The sequence below is a fragment of the Streptomyces sp. NPDC059371 genome (genome assembly GCF_042751995.1).
Lineage (GTDB): Bacteria > Actinomycetota > Actinomycetes > Streptomycetales > Streptomycetaceae > Streptomyces.
Map to the genome: position 1 here is coordinate 10,515 of NZ_JBHYXD010000054.1, position 15,803 is coordinate 26,317.

General features: G+C 72.1%; 13 protein-coding genes. 8 read left to right on the forward strand and 5 right to left on the reverse strand.

Features of this window, described 5'->3' with window-relative positions; all coding sequences use genetic code 11:
- Window positions 1-201 precede the first annotated feature (201 nt).
- Window positions 202-1,545: a UDP-glucose dehydrogenase family protein gene (locus tag ACFXGX_RS26500; protein ID WP_384795624.1), complete on the reverse strand. Its 1,344-nt coding sequence runs from the start codon at window positions 1,543-1,545 to the stop codon at window positions 202-204.
- A gap of 191 nt (window positions 1,546-1,736) precedes the next feature.
- Here ACFXGX_RS26500 and ACFXGX_RS26505 point away from each other — a divergent pair, with 191 nt between their 5' ends.
- Entirely contained in the window at window positions 1,737-2,894 is a 1,158-nt protein-coding gene (locus tag ACFXGX_RS26505) for an acyl-CoA dehydrogenase (RefSeq protein ID WP_384795626.1), read from the forward strand.
- An 87-nt stretch (window positions 2,895-2,981) separates the two neighbouring features.
- On the opposite strand, the gene ACFXGX_RS26510 is transcribed toward ACFXGX_RS26505, so the two are convergent.
- Window positions 2,982-3,674, reverse strand: a complete 693-nt coding sequence (locus ACFXGX_RS26510; protein WP_384795628.1) for a tellurium resistance protein — start codon at window positions 3,672-3,674, stop codon at window positions 2,982-2,984.
- A gap of 204 nt (window positions 3,675-3,878) precedes the next feature.
- Here ACFXGX_RS26510 and ACFXGX_RS26515 point away from each other — a divergent pair, with 204 nt between their 5' ends.
- Genes ACFXGX_RS26515 through ACFXGX_RS26535 form a run of 5 tightly spaced genes read left to right on the forward strand, consistent with a single transcriptional unit; the run spans window position 3,879 to window position 9,033 of the window.
- Window positions 3,879-5,465 (forward strand): methyl-accepting chemotaxis protein, encoded by a 1,587-nt coding sequence (locus tag ACFXGX_RS26515; RefSeq protein ID WP_384795630.1) that lies wholly within the window; start codon window positions 3,879-3,881, stop codon window positions 5,463-5,465.
- Window positions 5,462-5,950, forward strand: coding sequence for a hypothetical protein (locus tag ACFXGX_RS26520; RefSeq protein WP_384795632.1), 489 nt, complete (start codon window positions 5,462-5,464; stop codon window positions 5,948-5,950). The genes ACFXGX_RS26515 and ACFXGX_RS26520 overlap by 4 nt, the downstream gene beginning before the upstream one ends.
- A gap of 17 nt (window positions 5,951-5,967) precedes the next feature.
- Window positions 5,968-6,633 (forward strand): VWA domain-containing protein, encoded by a 666-nt coding sequence (locus ACFXGX_RS26525; protein ID WP_384795634.1) that lies wholly within the window; start codon window positions 5,968-5,970, stop codon window positions 6,631-6,633.
- 10 nt (window positions 6,634-6,643) lie between these two features.
- On the forward strand, window positions 6,644-8,089 hold the full coding sequence (locus tag ACFXGX_RS26530; RefSeq protein WP_384795636.1) for a protein phosphatase 2C domain-containing protein: 1,446 nt from the start codon (window positions 6,644-6,646) through the stop codon (window positions 8,087-8,089).
- Complete coding sequence (locus tag ACFXGX_RS26535) at window positions 8,086-9,033, forward strand: hypothetical protein (protein WP_384795638.1); 948 nt, start codon at window positions 8,086-8,088, stop codon at window positions 9,031-9,033. Before ACFXGX_RS26530 ends, ACFXGX_RS26535 begins: the two co-directional genes overlap by 4 nt.
- Before the next feature lie 98 nt (window positions 9,034-9,131).
- On the opposite strand, the gene ACFXGX_RS26540 is transcribed toward ACFXGX_RS26535, so the two are convergent.
- Window positions 9,132-10,430: an LCP family protein gene (locus tag ACFXGX_RS26540; protein WP_384795640.1), complete on the reverse strand. Its 1,299-nt coding sequence runs from the start codon at window positions 10,428-10,430 to the stop codon at window positions 9,132-9,134.
- A 118-nt stretch (window positions 10,431-10,548) separates the two neighbouring features.
- Between ACFXGX_RS26540 and ACFXGX_RS26545 the strand changes: the two genes are divergently transcribed.
- Window positions 10,549-11,097, forward strand: a complete 549-nt coding sequence (locus ACFXGX_RS26545) for an acyl-CoA thioesterase (RefSeq protein ID WP_384795642.1) — start codon at window positions 10,549-10,551, stop codon at window positions 11,095-11,097.
- A 45-nt stretch (window positions 11,098-11,142) separates the two neighbouring features.
- On the opposite strand, the gene ACFXGX_RS26550 is transcribed toward ACFXGX_RS26545, so the two are convergent.
- Entirely contained in the window at window positions 11,143-12,507 is a 1,365-nt protein-coding gene (locus tag ACFXGX_RS26550) for an LCP family protein (protein ID WP_384795644.1), read from the reverse strand.
- 305 nt (window positions 12,508-12,812) lie between these two features.
- Between ACFXGX_RS26550 and ACFXGX_RS26555 the strand changes: the two genes are divergently transcribed.
- A complete protein-coding gene (locus ACFXGX_RS26555) occupies window positions 12,813-13,844 on the forward strand; it encodes a glycosyltransferase family 2 protein (protein ID WP_384795646.1) in 1,032 nt (343 codons plus the stop codon).
- Between the two features lie 72 nt (window positions 13,845-13,916).
- Here ACFXGX_RS26555 and ACFXGX_RS26560 read toward each other — a convergent pair whose 3' ends face one another.
- Window positions 13,917-15,647, reverse strand: a complete 1,731-nt coding sequence (locus ACFXGX_RS26560) for an LCP family protein (RefSeq protein ID WP_384795648.1) — start codon at window positions 15,645-15,647, stop codon at window positions 13,917-13,919.
- Between the last annotated feature and the right edge of the window lie 156 nt (window positions 15,648-15,803).

Genomic DNA, 15,803 nt, shown 5'->3' on the forward strand with positions numbered 1-15,803 from the left:
ACGCGGCCCCCCCGCGCCCCCCCCCCCCCCCGGCCCCCCGGGGCGCGCGGCACCGCCCCCCGCTATGGGGTCCTCAACCCCCGGGGGGCGGCCCCGCCCGCCTCCGCCGGGGCGGCCCCCTCGTCCACCGCCGCGCCCTCGGCCGAAGCCCTGCCCGCCGCACGTGCCACGCCCGTGGCCGAAGCCCTGTCCGCCGAGGGCTCAGGCCGTCGGGCGGCCCATCGCGCGGTACGTCCAGCCGGCCCGGCGCCACGTCTCCGGGTCCAGCGCGTTCCGGCCGTCCAGCACCACCTGGGACGTCGCCACCTCGCCCAGCGCCGCCGGGTCCAGCTCGCGGAACTCGCGCCACTCCGTCAGGTGCAGGACGACATGGGCGCCCCGTACGGCCTCCAGGGCGGAGTCGGCGTAACCGAGCGTCGGGAACAGCCGCTTGGCGTTCTCCATGCCCTTCGGGTCGTAGACGGTGACCTGGCCGCCCTGGAGGTGGATCTGCCCGGCGACGTTCAGTGCCGGGGAGTCGCGTACGTCGTCGGAGTCCGGCTTGAAGGTCGCGCCGAGCACGGCGACCCGCTTGCCGAGGAACGAACCGCCGCCGAGCGCCTCACGGGCCATCTCCACCATCTGGCCACGGCGCCGCATGTTGATGGTGTCGACCTCGCGCAGGAAGGTCAGCGCCTGGTCCGCGCCCAGCTCACCGGCGCGTGCCATGAAGGCGCGGATGTCCTTGGGCAGACAGCCGCCGCCGAAGCCGATCCCGGCCCGCAGGAACTTCTTCCCGATCCGCTCGTCGTGCCCTATGGCCTCGGCCAGCTTGGCGACGTCACCGTCGGCGGCCTCGCAGACCTCGGCCATCGCGTTGATGAAGGAGATCTTGGTGGCGAGGAAGGAGTTGGCGGACGTCTTCACCAGCTCGGCGGTCGGGAAGTCGGTCACCACGAAGGGCGAGCCGGCGGCGACCGGCGTCACGTAGACCTCGCGCAGCAGCTTCTCGGCGCGCTCGCTGCGCACACCCACCACGATCCGGTCGGGGTGCAGCGTGTCGTTCACGGCGAAGCCCTCGCGCAGGAACTCGGGGTTCCAGGCCAGCTCCGCGTCCTCGCCCGCGGGGGCGAGCTCGACGAGCCGGGCGGCCAGCCGCGCCGCCGAGCCGACCGGCACGGTGGACTTGCCGACGACGAGGGCGGGACCGTGCAGATGCGGCGCCAGCGCCTCGAAGGCCGCGTCGACGTACGACATGTCGCAGGCGTACTCGCCGTGCTTCTGCGGTGTGTTCACGCACACGAAGTGGACGTCGCCGAAGGCGCCGACCTCGGCCCAGTCCATGGTGAAGCGGAGCCGGCCCGTGGAGCCCTCGATCCCGGCCACGTGCTTGCGCAGCAGCTCCTCGAGACCGGGCTCGAACATCGGGACCTCGCCCCGCTGGAGCATCTCGATCTTCTCCGGCACGACGTCGAGCCCGAGGACCTCGAAGCCGAGCTCGGCCATGGCCGCGGCGTGGGTGGCGCCGAGGTAGCCGGTGCCGATCACGGTGATCTTGAGGGCCATGGGTGCTCCTGAGGTGTGCGGCGCGTAGGTGCGCGCCTGAGCATAGTCGGGGCTTCGGGGAGCGCTTTCACGGGCAGTTTTCCCCCTGTCGCCAACCTCACGTATCCGTCCCGCGGGCGGGGGCCTAAAATTTGTGTTACTTAACGGTAGTTAGCGCAGCCAGCACAGCACCTTTTGGAGCGTGAGAGACCTTGGCCGGATCGGCTGATTTCGACCTGTACCGCCCGTCCGAGGAGCACGACATGCTCCGGGACGCGATCCGTTCGCTGGCCGAGGCGAAAATCGCGCCGTACGCCGCCGCGGTGGACGAGGAAGCCCGCTTCCCGCAGGAGGCGCTGGACGCCCTGGTCGCGAACGACCTGCACGCCGTGCACGTCCCCGAGGAGTTCGGCGGCGCCGGTGCCGACGCGCTCGCGACGGTCATCGTGATCGAGGAGGTGGCCCGCGTCTGCGTGTCCTCCTCGCTCATCCCCGCCGTGAACAAGCTGGGCTCGCTGCCGGTGATCCTCTCCGGCTCCGAGGACCTGAAGAAGAAGTACCTGAGCCCGCTCGCCAAGGGCGACGGCATGTTCTCGTACTGCCTCTCCGAGCCGGACGCCGGTTCGGACGCGGCCGGCATGAAGACGAAGGCCGTCCGCGACGGCGACTTCTGGGTCCTGAACGGCGTGAAGCGCTGGATCACGAACGCGGGCGTCTCCGAGTACTACACGGTCATGGCGGTGACCGACCCGACGAAGCGCTCCAAGGGCATCAGCGCCTTCGTCGTCGAGAAGTCCGACGAGGGTGTGTCCTTCGGCGCCCCCGAGAGGAAGCTCGGCATCAAGGGCAGCCCGACCCGCGAGGTCTACCTCGACAACGTCCGCATCCCCGCCGACCGCATGATCGGCGAGGAGGGCACCGGCTTCGCGACCGCCATGAAGACCCTGGACCACACCCGCGTCACCATCGCGGCCCAGGCCCTCGGTGTCGCCCAGGGCGCTCTCGACTACGCCAAGGGCTATGTCAAGGAGCGCAAGCAGTTCGGCAAGCCGATCGCCGACTTCCAGGGCATCCAGTTCATGCTCGCCGACATGGCCATGAAGATCGAGGCCGCCCGCCAGCTCACGTACGCGGCCGCCGCCAAGTCGGAGCGCGGCGACAAGGACCTCACCTTCCAGGGCGCCGCCGCCAAGTGCTTCGCCTCGGACGTCGCCATGGAGGTCACCACCGACGCCGTCCAGCTCCTCGGCGGCTACGGCTACACCCGCGACTACCCGGTCGAGCGCATGATGCGCGATGCGAAGATCACGCAGATCTATGAGGGCACGAACCAGGTCCAGCGCATCGTCATGGCGCGGAACCTGCCGTAGTACGCCGGCTGCCGGGGAATCGACCGGCAGTGGACGGCAGCAGAGGTGAGAGGCGCCCCGGTGCGCCTCTCACCTTTTCGTTGGTGATCAGTCCTTTCGCATCCGGACCCACGTGAGACCGAACCCGTAGGCGCTGTCCATCTGCTCCTGGACCGTGTGCCGCAGGGTGCCGGTGAACCAGCGGACCTCGCGGCTGACGGTGAGGCCGCCCTCCGCGGGTGTGGCCAGGGCGATGGCACAGCCCGTCGCGCCCTCGGGGGAGTCGTCGAGCGCGATGCGGAAACCGCCGGACGGGGCGGTCACGGTGGCCGTGGCGCCCAGGCTCCGGAAATCCACGGCGCCGCTGTACACGTACACGTGGAAGAGCAGTTGCCGGAACAGCTCGCGCCGCTCCAGGTCCACCCGGACCGTCTCCCCGTCCGCGGACGCCCCCGTACGGTCGTCCTGGTCGAGTGCCATGTACGGCCACCGCGACAGCGAGCCGAAGGTGTTCCCCAGCGGCTGTACGGCCGCACACGTGCCGTCCGTGAACGCGGCCATGCAGCCGAGGTCGAGGTCGGCCCCGGTCCCCGGCGGCCGGTTGAGGTTCACCTGAAGGACGCCACGCCCCGTGATGCGGGCCCTCGGCGCCGACCTGGTCAGCATCGTCTCGGCCCGCGCGACGGGAGGCCGCGGCACCTCACGGGCCGTCGGGGCCGCGCGCTGCGCGCCGGTGCCGGGCCCGACGCCGGGCGCGGGCCTCAGGCGGATGGTCGCCCGTCGGCGTTCGTCGTTGCTCAACTTGTCCCCCTCGCGCCGCCGTCGGGGAGAGTGGCGGGTGTCCCGAGTTTATGCGCGGAGCGTGTCCACTGGAGTACTCTCTGTGCCCTCGGTCGCGCGTCTGGTGCGTGTGAACCGGCGGGGGACACGACGGCATGTGACGCGGGTGGGGATCCAGGGTCGCCGTCGACGCGCCCCCGCGTCCGTCGTGTTGTGGGGGTGGGCATGCCGTCAGGCGCCCTGATGGACCGTCATGTGATCGCGCAGAGCGTCGAGGAACTCGCTGAGCGGCCCGCGCTCGGAACCCGGAAGGAAGAACTGACCGCGCTCGCCGCGGCACTGCGGAACCAGGACGCCGCCGAGCTGGACCCCTGGTCCGAACTCGATCTCCTCGCCGCCTACGCCCGCCCCGAGAGCCTCAGGGAACCCGGCGGCCGGGCCGCGGAGCACCCGCTCTGGTCGTATGCCGAAGGAGTGCTGGGCGCGCTGGTCTTCGTACCGCTGATGCTCACCTGGTACGGCCTGACCCGGGCGTCGAGCGCGTACGGAGCGCTGACGGGCGCGGATCCGAGGGCCGCCTCCCGGCCGTTCCTCCAGCTCTGGCAGTCCGGGTTCGAGGGGCACCTCACCGGCGCCTTCACGTTCGGCCATGTGGCGATGAGCGCCACTGTCGCCATCGCGCTGCTCTTCGCCCTGGTGCTCGTGCACGGCGTGCGGCGGTCCGCCGTCGCCCGCCGGGAGGAGGACGCCGACCGCGGCCGCGAGGAACTGATGGCGGCTCTCGTCCCCGCGCTGACCCGCGCCCAGCTCGTGCTGAACGGGCAGCGGTCGAGTTCCCCGCAGCGCTTCGCCGCCGAGCTCACCGAATCCGCCGCGACGCTCAGGCGGCTCGGCGACAAGGCGGTCCGGGTCCAGAAGGAGCTGACGGCGGCGGCCTCGACCGTCGGCGAGGCGGTGCGGGGCGCGGAACGCACGCTGGCCGGGGTCGACACCTCTGTCAAGCCGCTGGAGGTCGCGGTCGGCCGTGTCGAGGCGGCCGTCAGCGACGGCGGGGCGCGGGTCCGCAAGGCGCTCGACGACGTGCGCGAGGCGAGCGGTGAGGTGCGGCTCGCCGTGCACGGCGCCGGCGACCGCGTCGAGGAGTCCGTCACCGTGCTGGCCGCGTCCCAGCGGGCCTACGCCACCGGTATCGAGGTGACGTCGGACATCTCGGCCCAACTCCTGGGCCGGTTCGGCGAGGTGGCCGAGGATACGGCCCGCGCGGTCGAGGAGTCCCAGCATGCGGTACGTGAACTGAACGTCCAGAGCGGTGCGTTGCGGGCGGTCGCCGACGAGTTCGCCCGGCTGGTGGCCGAGTTGAGGGCAGGCGGCCCCCCGCACTTCGGCGCTCCGGGCAAGGGGGGCCAGGAGAGCCAGGGGGGCTACGCGAACCGGGCAGGCCAGGCGGACCGGGCAGGTCAGGCAGGCCACGCGGACCGGGCAGGCCAGGCAGGTCAGGCGGACCGGGCGGGTCAGGCGGGACAGGCGGGGCAGCAGTCGGGGGCCTGGTCGGCGGGTGGCCACACCCACGGGCATTTCCGGTCCCCCGACGCGGGCCACGCCTCCTCCGCCGACGCGGGCCACGCTCCCTCCGCCGACGTGGGCCACGCTCCCCCGGACCGGTTCGGGTCGCCCGTGGAGCAGGCCGACGCTCCCGCCGACCGATTCGGGCCCCCCGCCGATGACCCGGGCCACCCCGGCGCCTCGCGGCCCGACCCCCGTCGTCAGCCCCCGCCGCTGCCTCCCGCGCCTCCCCTGACCGAGGCCCGATGAGCCCGATGAAGCGCGGCGGAAGGTTCCAGCCCCTGCACATGGCGGGCTGGCTGTTCGCGGACATGCTGCTCGTCCTCGCCCTGGTGGCCATGGGCGACCAGGGCGACCCGCAGGCCGCCGAGAAGCCCCCCGCCTCCTCGTCCTCGGCCCCGGCCGCCGGGAAGAAAAACCGGCACACCGGCCCGCGGGCGGTGGTCCGCACACCGGTCGAGGTCGCCGTCGACGCCGCCGAAGGCGACGACGAGGGCATCGTGCGGGCACTGCGCGGTGCGACCGCCCGCTACCGGGGCCGGCAGGCCGCCTTCGTGCTGACCTTCGGACGCCACACCGACCCGGGCGCCGGAGGCCGCTACGCCCACGAGGTCAACGCCCTGCTGGAGAAGGCGCGTCCGGACATGTTCCGTGCCGCCACCACCCGCGACTTCTGGAAAGGCGGCGCCTCCCCGGGGCACGCCGACATCGAGATCTACTTCTACACGTACTGACCCGGAGGTACGAGACCTTGCAGATCCTGCCCTTCTACCTGCTCTGCGACGAGTCCGGGTCGATGATCGGCGAGCCGATCGACGCCATCAACGGCGCGCTCCCGGACCTGCACCACGAGATCAGCACCAATCCGACCGTCGCCGACAAGACGCGCTTCTGTCTCATCGGCTTCTCCGACAGTGCCACCGTGCTGCAGCCGCTCGTCGACCTCAGCGACATCGACTCGGTCCCCGCGCTCGCCGCGGGCGGGCTCACCTCGTACGGCGACGCGTTCCGCACCCTGCTGCGCTGTGTCGAGGCCGACGTGGCGGGACTCAAGGCGGAGGGCCACGAGGTGTACCGCCCCGTGGTCTTCTTCCTCTCGGACGGCATTCCCACCGACCCGGACTGGGACCAGGCGTACAAGGAGGTCACCCAGTCACGGTTCTGCCCGAAGATCATCGCCTTCGGCATCGGTGAGGCGCAGGAGTCGACGATCGCCCGGGTCGCGAACTTCCGGGCCTTCATGCAGCAGGACTCCTCGGTGTCACCGGCGCAGGCGCTGCGCGAGTTCGCCTCCAGCCTCACCCGGTCGATCGTGCGGTCCGCCGGGAGCATCGGCGCGGACGGCGGCAACGGATTCACGCTGGCCGTGGACGACACCGTGCCCGGCTTCTCCATCGTCTCTCTCGACAAGATGTGAGGTGGCGTCCATGGGGAACGACATGAACGCCGCCGGACCGTCCCGGACCGGCCCGCACCAGCCCGGCCCGCACCAGCCCGGCCCGCAGCAGCCCGGCCCGCACCGGACAGGTCTGCGCGAGCCCGGTCCGTACGACCCCGGTTCGCGCGAGTCCGGTCCGCACGAGTCCGGTTCACGTGAGCCCGGTCCGCACGACCCGGCCGCGGTGGAGCCGGACCGGGCCGGGCCGGAGCTCAGATGGCCGGACGCGCAGCAGCCCGACCCGCTGGAGGCGACCTGGCAGAGCGTCGACCAGGTCTTCAACGACCGGTCGGAGTCCGACGCGCCCTTCGCCGTGCCCGGCACCGGGCCCGGGGCGTCCGCGAACCCGCCCGCCGGCCCGGTCCCGCCCTACGCGTACGGACCCACCCCGCAGTCACCGCCGCCCTCGACGTACGAACCGACACCGCCGCACGTACCCGTGCCCGCCCCTGTCCCCGCGCCCACACCCGCATCCGTCCCCGCGCCAGCGCCCGCGTCCGAGGAGCCCGCCGCCCGGACCGGTGCCGTCCGGACCCTCGGCGCGCCGCCGTATTCCGGCCCCAAGCCCCCGCTGTACGCCCCCGAGCCCCGGGAGCTGCCCTCGGTCCGGGAGGACCCGACCGCGGCGCTGACGCCCGACATGGTCGTGGACGGCGCCGGGTACGGCGCCCTGACCGTGCGGGCGGCGTCGGTGCGCGGCGACTCGCACCGTTATCAGGGCGAGCCGCGCCAGGACTCGCTGGCCGTGGTGCGCCTCGGCGCGAACGGCCCGGACGGACTGCTGCTGCTCGCGGTGGCGGACGGCGTGGGATCGGCGGCCCGCTCCCACGTCGGCTCCCAGGAGGCCTGCCGGCTCGCCGCGATGGAGCTGGACGCCGTGTCCGCGGACCTCGCGGAGACCCTGCGCACGGGCGACCAGCCGGGGTTCGCCGCCCTGGTGGACACCGCGGTGGGCCGGGTCGCGACCCTGCTCGCGCACCGCGCCCGGGAACACGGCGACGACCCCGCCGCGTACGCCACCACCCTGCGCGCCCTGCTCGTGCCGCTCGATCCCCGGGTGCGGACCCGCGGCTTCCTCGCCGTCGGCGACGGCGGCACGGCGCTGCTGCGCGGCGGGGAGTGGAACCTGTCCCTGACCGACCCCGAGCACGACGGCGACGGAATGATCGACACCCGCACCGCCGCCCTCCCGCACGGCCACCGCGCCCGCGCCCTGCTCCTCGCCCCGGCCCTGCCCGGCGACGTCCTCGTGCTGTGCACGGACGGCCTGTCCACACCGCTCGCCGGCGACGCGGAGATGCGGGAGTTCCTCGGGTCGGGATGGGGGCGTGGAGCGGCGCCGGCACCGGCCGACTTCCTGTGGCAGCTCCAGTACCGGGTGAAGTCGTACGACGACGACCGCACCGCCGTCGTCCTGTGGGAGGCCGTGCCGTGAGCGCCGACGACGGCGCCGACGTGACACTCGGCTCGCTCACCCTCGGCGCGCGCGTCGGCGACGGCGGCCAGGGCGAGGTGCACGACGTCGTCGGTCCCGGGCGGCTGCTGTACAAGAGCTATCGTGAGCCGGGGAAGGCGGACGGCGGAGAACTGGCGGCGCTCGTGGCGCTGCGTCAGGGGCTCGCCCCGGCCGACCGCGAGCGCCTGGACCGGGAGGCGGCGTGGCCGCTGTGCCGGGTCGTGGACGGCGGCAGGGCGACCGGCTTCCTGATGCGCCGCGCGCCGGACTCCATGACCTGGCCGACCTCGCGCGGCGAGACCCGGCTGACCGACCTGTCCTATCTGCTCCGGCCGCCGAGGCCGGCCTGGCAGGCCGTCGCGCAGCCGTCGCCCGCCGAGCGGTTCGCGCTGGTCGTGGCCGTTCTCGGGCTGTTCCGGTGGCTGCACGCCCTGGGGCTGGTCGTCGGTGACGTGTCCCACGCGAACGTGCTGTGGACGGTCCGGCCCGCACCGGGCCCGTATCTCCTGGACTGCGACGGCGTCCGCATGGCCGGGCGGCCCCCGGTGCTGGAGCAGGCGGACACCCCCGACTGGCACGACCCGCTGGCCGCCGCCGGCACCGCCACGGTGGACAGCGACCGTTACAAGGCTGCTCTGGTGGTGGGCCGTGTCGTGAGCCAGGACCCGTACGTGACGCCGGGCGAGCCGCTGCGGCCGCTGTCCGGTGTCCTCGACGACCGGCGGGCCGACGCGGTCCGGGACCTCTGGGAGGAGGCGTCGGGCCCCCGGGGCACCCGCCCCCACCTGGCCCAGTGGTGCACGGCCCTGGCGGGGCGCGACACCATCCGCCTGATGGCCGCGGAACCGGCCCCGAGGCCCGTCGTCGACCGGTCCAAGTTCGACGGCCCCCGCACGCGGGGCCGGATCACGCTACGAAAGTGACCCGCCGACAGCCGGCGAGCGGCGGTGTCGGCGGGTCGGCGTTCCGTGGGTGACCACCGGTGCCGCGGGTCTCCTCGGCGACGGCGGTCGGACGCGGGTCAGTTGCCCGAGACCGTGACCTTCTCGTCGTTCTTGAGCTCGTCCACCAGCGTCTTCAGCTTCGCCTTGTCCCAGACGAGGTTGCCGCCGACGGAACCGGAGATCGGCATGTTCATGGACTTGCCGTCGCCGCTGGTGACGCCCTTCATGGCCCAGAACATGTCGGCCAGGTCCCACAGGCTCATGTCCTTGTCGACGACCAGCGAGTCCAGGCCCGCGCCCATCGTGGGGTAGAGCTTGAAGGGGTTCAGGACCGTCGAGGGGGTCGCGACCTGGTGGGCCAGGGCGGCCAGGAACTTCTGCTGGTTCTTGGTGCGCTGCAGGTCCGAGGCGGCGAAGGCGTGCCGGGTACGGACGAAGGCGAGGGCCTGCTCGCCGTTCAGCGTCTGCTTGCCCGCCTTGAAGTCGGCGCCGGAGTACTTGTCCTTGAAGCCCTGGTCGAGGTTCATCTCGACACCGCCGACCGCGTCGACGATGCCCGCGAACCCGGCGAAACCGATCTCCACGTAGTGGTCGATGTGCAGGCCGGTGTTGTACTCGATGGTCCTGACCAGGAGCGTGGGGCCGTCGAAGGCGTAGGCGGCGTTCAGCTTGTTCGGGCCCAGCGGGCCCTTGATCTTGCCGGACTCGGAGCCCTGGAACTTCGGGATCGTGACGTTCGAGTCACGCGGCAGCGACAGCAGCGTGGAGCCGTTGCTGCCGGTGTGCAGGATCATCATCGAGTCCGTGCGCTTGCCCTCGGCGGAGCCCGTGTGGAGCTTCTTCTTCTCCTCGGCGGACATGCCGGCGCGGCTGTCGGAGCCGACGATCAGGTAGTTCGTGCCCTCGCCGGTCTCCGGCCGGTCTATGACCTTGGAGAGATCCACGTCACGGTGGAGCTTGGAGTCGGCCCAGAAGTACGTTCCGACGGAGACCACGACCAGCGCGGTGACCAGCGTGATCGCGGTCCACTTGATCCGCTTCCGCCAGTTCGGCGCCGGGCGCCGCGGGTACGCGCCGTCTCCGCCGGGGCCCTGCGGGCCGCCGGGGCCGTTCCCGTACACGTGGCCGGTGTTGTAGTCGGAGTCGTACCCGTTGTCGTAGCCCTGGCCTTCGTCGTAGCCCTGGCCGTCGACGTACGAGGGCTGCCGGGGAACCCCGGTCCCGTACGGCGGCGCACCCTGGCCCGGGGCGGGTGCGGCGGGCCCACGACGGACCTGGCGCATGACGCGGGCGCTCTCAGGCTGTGCGCCTGCGCTGCCGCGTCCGTAGCGGTTGCTGCGGTTGTCGTCGGACCACCCGTCGGGCCAATCATTCATGCGGACCAGTGTGCCGCTCTCCACCAGGCGCCTTACAAGAGCGCAGGGAGATCTGGGTCACGCCTGTTGCAGAGCTGATGCAAATCGACGGCCGGGCGCCCGGCATAAGGTGGAGGACATGACAGACCAGGCCTCCAACCCGGAAAACGACATCCCGGGCAAGCCGACCTCCGCGTCCCGGACCACCCTCAGCCACATCATGACCCACAACGACACGAATCTTCTGGGGTCCGTGCACGGTGGCGTGATCATGAAGCTCGTCGACGACGCGGCGGGCGCCGTGGCGGGGCGGCACTCCGGCGGGCCCGCCGTCACCGCCTCGATGGACGAGATGGCCTTCCTCGAACCCGTCCGCGTGGGCGACCTGGTCCATGTGAAGGCCCAGGTCAACTGGACCGGGCGGACCTCGATGGAGGTCGGCGTGCGGGTCCTGGCCGAGCGCTGGAACGAGTCCACCCCGCCTCAGCAGGTCGGTTCGGCGTACCTCGTCTTCGCCGCCGTCGACGGGGACGGCAAGCCCCGCCGGGTGCCCCCGGTCGTCACCGAGACCGAGCGTGACGAGCGCCGCTTCCAGGAGGCGCAGATCCGGCGCACCCACCGGCTGGCCCGCCGCCGCGCGATCATGGACCTCCGCGAGAGGCGCGCCGCGGAAGGCCTCGACGACTGAGCCCGGACCCTCCGGCGCGAGTCCGGGCCGGGCGAGCGTCCGGGGTCAGGGGCACACCACCTGGTCGCCCGTCACGACCCCGGACTCCCCCTGGGCGGGGTCGTCGGCCCGTACCCGGGTGACCTTCCTGTAGTCCGCGCCGGCGATCACCTTCAGCAGCGGTCCCTGCCCGGGGACCGCGCGCAGCTCGGCACCGGGCAGCGCGGCCGCGAGGGACTTCGCGGAGCGGTCCCAGCGGGGGTCGTACGCGACGACGGTGCGCCGGACCCCGGAGTCGTGGCCCGTCGTGGGCCGGCCCGTCGTGCGGAACCCGGTGGCGGCGAGCGCGCCGTCGACCCGCTTGCCGAGACCCGTCGTGGAGGTCCCGTTCTCGATCTGGACCCGGATCTGCTGCGGGGCCACCGCGACCCGGAGGGCCTTCGGCCGCGGCGCCCGGGGTACCGCGAGCGGCTTGTCCTCCCGCAGCTCCCGGAACAGCTTCCGCGCCTTCGGCTCGTCCCATTTCAGGGTCGAGCCGATGCCTTTGACGGCATAGGCCATCTGTCCGATCGGCACGGTCGTGAACTCGGAAGAGGACGGCGAGAAGTTCCGCATCGCACGGCCCAGGTCCAGCAGCTCGTCGGTGCCGAACCCCTTGTCGGCCCGCACCGAGCTCAGCACCGCCCGGGTCACGTCCCGGAACCTCATCGGGTTCAGCAGCACCCCGGACGACGTTGCCTGGGACACGAGAGACGCCAGGAAGCGCTGCTGGCGCCTCATCCGGCCGAGGTCGGAGGAGCCGTCGGTGTGCCGGGACCGTACGTACTGGAGGGCCTGTCCGCCGCCCAGCAGATGCCGTCCCGCCGTCAGATCGAGGCCGGTGTAGCGGTCCTTCAGCGGCTGCGCGGTGCAGATACGGACGCCCCCGAGCACGTCGACCGTCTTCATGAAGCTGGTGAAGTCGACCTCCAGATAGTGGTCGATCTTCACGTGGGTCATGTCCTCGACGGTCCGCACGGTCAGGGTCGGGCCGCCCTCCGCGTACGCCGCGTTGAGCTTGAGGGCGTGGGGGCCGTGCCGCTTGCCGGTGACCGCGTCGGTGTGCTCGGGCGCCTCGGCGTAGGAGTCGCGCGGCAGGCTGACGATGCTGGCGCGCTCCCGGTCCTCCGAGATGTGCACGATCATGACCGTGTCGGTGCAGTGGCAGGGCGCGCCGCCGAGCCGGTACTTCCGCCGCTCCGCCTCGGTGACCTTCTCCCGGCCGTCGGTGCCGACCATCAGCAGATTCATGCCGTGCCCGCCCTCGGGCCGGTTCTTCATGTCCTTGAACGGGTCGACCCGGGCGATGTCCGCGTCCAGGCTGTTCAGCACCGCGTGCCCGATGCCCGCCGAGGCGAGGACCACCACGGAGACGGTGGTCAGCGCCCGCATGGCCCAGCGCGGCCTCCTGCGCCGTACGGGGCGTACGGGGCGTCCGTCTGAGCGCCGGGCCGGGCGCCGTGCGGGGGACGGCCGTGGGGGGCGCTGGGGGCGGACGGGGGAGCGGGGCGGCGTGGGCAAGGGGGAACACCTCCGCGAGGCGGGACGGGGGAGGGAAGCGTTCCGCGGGCCGGACGGAGCCGCGTTCCGCTGGGCGTGGGGATCCGTGAGCACGGTAGGCCGATACGATCTGCGGCCCGGTCCTTACGCCGGGCGGCGCGCGACCGTGTCCCCCGTTCGCGGTAACGTGAGCGCCGATGAGCGAGAAGTCTGACGTGCGGTCCTCCGCCGTTTCTGTGATCATGCCCGTCCTCAACGAGGAGCGGCATCTGCGCGGGGCCGTCCAAGCGATCCTGGCGCAGGAGTACGACGGCGAGATGGAGGTCGTGATCGCCATCGGTCCCTCCACGGACCGGACGGACGAGATCGCCGCCGAACTCGTCCGCGAGGACCCGAGGGTCCATACGGTGCCGAACCCGACCGGCCGTACGCCCGCGGCGCTGAACGCCGCGATCAAGGCGTCCCGGCACCCCGTCGTCGTGCGGGTCGACGGGCACGGCATCCTCTCCCCGAACTACATCGCCACCGCGGTGCGGCTCCTGGAGGAGACCGGCGCGCAGAACGTCGGCGGCATCATGCACGCCGAGGGCGAGAACGACTGGGAGCACGCCGTCGCGGCCGCCATGACGTCGAAGATCGGCGTGGGCAACGCCGCCTTCCACACGGGCGGTGAGGCGGGTCCGGCCGAGACCGTGTACCTCGGGGTGTTCCGGCGCGAGGCGCTGGAGCAGCAGGGCGGCTACAACGAGGAGTTCATCCGCGCCCAGGACTGGGAGCTGAACTTCCGTATCCGTGAGGCCGGCGGGCTCATCTGGTTCTCGCCCGAGCTGAAGGTGTCGTACCGTCCGAGGCCGTCCGTCAAGGCGCTCGCCAAGCAGTACAAGGACTACGGCCGCTGGCGGCACGTCGTCGCCCGCTACCACGAGGGCTCGATCAACCTGCGCTACCTGGCCCCGCCGACCGCCGTCTGCGCGATCGCCGCGGGCGTGGTCGTCGGCGCGGTCCTGACGCCGTGGGGTCTGGTCGTCCCGGCCGGTTATCTCGCGGCCATCGGGCTCGGCTCGCTGCCCGCGGGCAAGGGGCTGCCGCTGAAGGCCCGGCTGCAGATCCCCGTGGCCCTCGCGACGATGCACATGACCTGGGGCTGGGGCTTCCTGACGAGCCCGAAGGCGCTGGCCCGCAAGGTCATCGCGTCCCGTCGCCCCGCGGTCCTCAGCGGCGCCAACTGATCCTTTCCGTATACGCGTCGGGCCCCTCTCGGAATCGGGAGGGGCCCAACTTTCTTTCGCCGTCGGCCGGCTCTACGACCAGGTGTAGTTCGGGTCGACGTGCATGCAGGCGCCGGTGTCCGAGCCCTTGTCGAGCTTCGCGGACTTGGGCGTCGAGTCGTCGTCCTCGGGTGCCTTGTACGTCGTGCCCTCCCGCCAGTCGGCGCCGACGACGAGCGTGACCCCGGAGACGTCCGCCGACTTCTCCACCGCGTGGGTCGAGATCCCGAGGGACTTGGCGACCCGCAGGGCGTCACCCTCCAGATCGGCGCTCGGGTAGCGGATCACCGTGGTGTCCTCGGCCGTCGACGTCGACGGGTCTGCCTTCGCCTGCGTGAACCCCTCGCCGACGAGCAGCTCGCTCACCGCGCTCGCGCGTCCGGGCACCGGGGCGAGCGCGGTGGTGCGGGTGCCGTTCTGCACCTGTACCGCGATCTTGTCGTCCGCCGCGGCAGGGTCCGAGGAGGTCCTCTCCGCGGTCTTCTTCTTGTCCTTGCCGTCCAGCGCGATGTCCTCACGCAGCAGCCGCCAGACCTTGTCCGCGTCCGTCGGCTTGGGCAGCACGCGGTTGCCGTCGCTGGAGTACACCCACGGCATGGTGGTCATGGTGATGCGCTTGGTCGGAACCTTCTTCAGTTCGTTGCTGAGGTCGTACAGCTCGGTGACCGAGCCCAGACCCTGGTCGACCGTCAGGGCGCTGGTGGCCGTCTCGGCGAGGCCGCGCAGCTTGCCCGGGTTGCTCAGAGTGGCGTTCTCCCGGAGCTGGCGCACCATCGAGTTCATGTACTGGTGCTGGGCCTTGGTCCGGCCGATGTCGCTGCCGTCCTCGAAGCCGTACCGCGTCCGCAGCCACTGCAGGGCCTGCTTGCCCTTGACGGACGTCGTGCCCTTCTCGAGCTTGAGCCCGGAGCCGTGACCGGTGGAGGTGTGCGAGTAGATGTTGGCGTCCACACAGACGGGGACGCCGCCGATCGCGTCGGCCATCGACACGACACCCGCGAAGTCGACCATGATGAAGTGGTCGATGTGAATGTCGGTCAGCTTCTCCCAGGTGGCGACCGTGCAGCCGGGGCCGCCGCGGCCCAGCGAGTCGTTCGTCATCGTGAGCGAGGTGCTCTCGGCGTAGGTCGTCCCGGTTTTCGGGTCGGTGCACTTGGGTATCTGAAGCAGGGTGTCGCGCGGCATGCTCACGACCGACATGTTGGTGCGGTCCGCGGACAGGTGCAGCAGCATCTGGACGTCCGCGCGGGCCGGTGTGTCGAAGGTGTCCTTCGCGCCGCCGAGCTTCTGGTTCTCGGTGGAGTTCCGTGCGTCCGAGCCGATCAGCAGGATGTTCAGCGGGGTCTGGCCCGCCGCGTTCGGTTTCGTCTTCGCGGCGCGGTCCTTCGCGTCGCCGATGTTCAGGTCGTCGTGCTTGAGGTTGTTGTTCAGGTGCCGGTAGTAGAGATAGCCGGCGCCCGCGGTGCCGAGTATCAGGACCGACAGCACCAGCGCCGACCAGCGAAGTATTCGGCGTCTGCGCCGGGGGCGGCCCGGGGGCCGGTGCCGTCCCTCGTCCCCGTCGTGCGGACCCTGCCCCTTCGGGCCGGGCGGCACGGGGCCGTCGGCGGGGCGTGTGCCGTCACCGTCGGGCCGGGTGCGGGCGCCGTCCGCCGTCCGAACGGACTCGCCGCCCTCGTCGTACATGCTGTCGTCCCAGCCCAGTTCGCCGGCTTGCGGGACACGCGGTCGTGCTCCCTCCCCGCGCACACTGCTTTGCGCCATCTCCCAGCCTCTCCCCACCCTGCGCCTGACAAACGGGTCCGTCGGGCGTGGGGGGGGGGGGGGGGGGGCGCCGGCCCCCCCCCCCCCCCCCCCCCGCGCCCCCCCGCCCCCCCCCCGACGAAGAATAGAAGACCCCAGAGAGGTAGAACAGGGGGC

Coding starts and splice junctions, on each gene's coding strand:
- ACFXGX_RS26500 (WP_384795624.1), bottom strand. CDS start 1,545: ATGGCCCTCAAGATCACCGTGATCGGCACCGGCTACCTCGGCGCCACC.
- ACFXGX_RS26515 (WP_384795630.1), top strand. CDS start 3,879: ATGCCGTCAGGCGCCCTGATGGACCGTCATGTGATCGCGCAGAGCGTC.
- ACFXGX_RS26520 (WP_384795632.1), top strand. CDS start 5,462: ATGAGCCCGATGAAGCGCGGCGGAAGGTTCCAGCCCCTGCACATGGCG.
- ACFXGX_RS26530 (WP_384795636.1), top strand. CDS start 6,644: ATGGGGAACGACATGAACGCCGCCGGACCGTCCCGGACCGGCCCGCAC.
- ACFXGX_RS26540 (WP_384795640.1), bottom strand. CDS start 10,430: ATGAATGATTGGCCCGACGGGTGGTCCGACGACAACCGCAGCAACCGC.
- ACFXGX_RS26545 (WP_384795642.1), top strand. CDS start 10,549: ATGACAGACCAGGCCTCCAACCCGGAAAACGACATCCCGGGCAAGCCG.
- ACFXGX_RS26550 (WP_384795644.1), bottom strand. CDS start 12,507: ATGCGGGCGCTGACCACCGTCTCCGTGGTGGTCCTCGCCTCGGCGGGC.
- ACFXGX_RS26555 (WP_384795646.1), top strand. CDS start 12,813: ATGAGCGAGAAGTCTGACGTGCGGTCCTCCGCCGTTTCTGTGATCATG.
- ACFXGX_RS26560 (WP_384795648.1), bottom strand. CDS start 15,647: ATGGCGCAAAGCAGTGTGCGCGGGGAGGGAGCACGACCGCGTGTCCCG.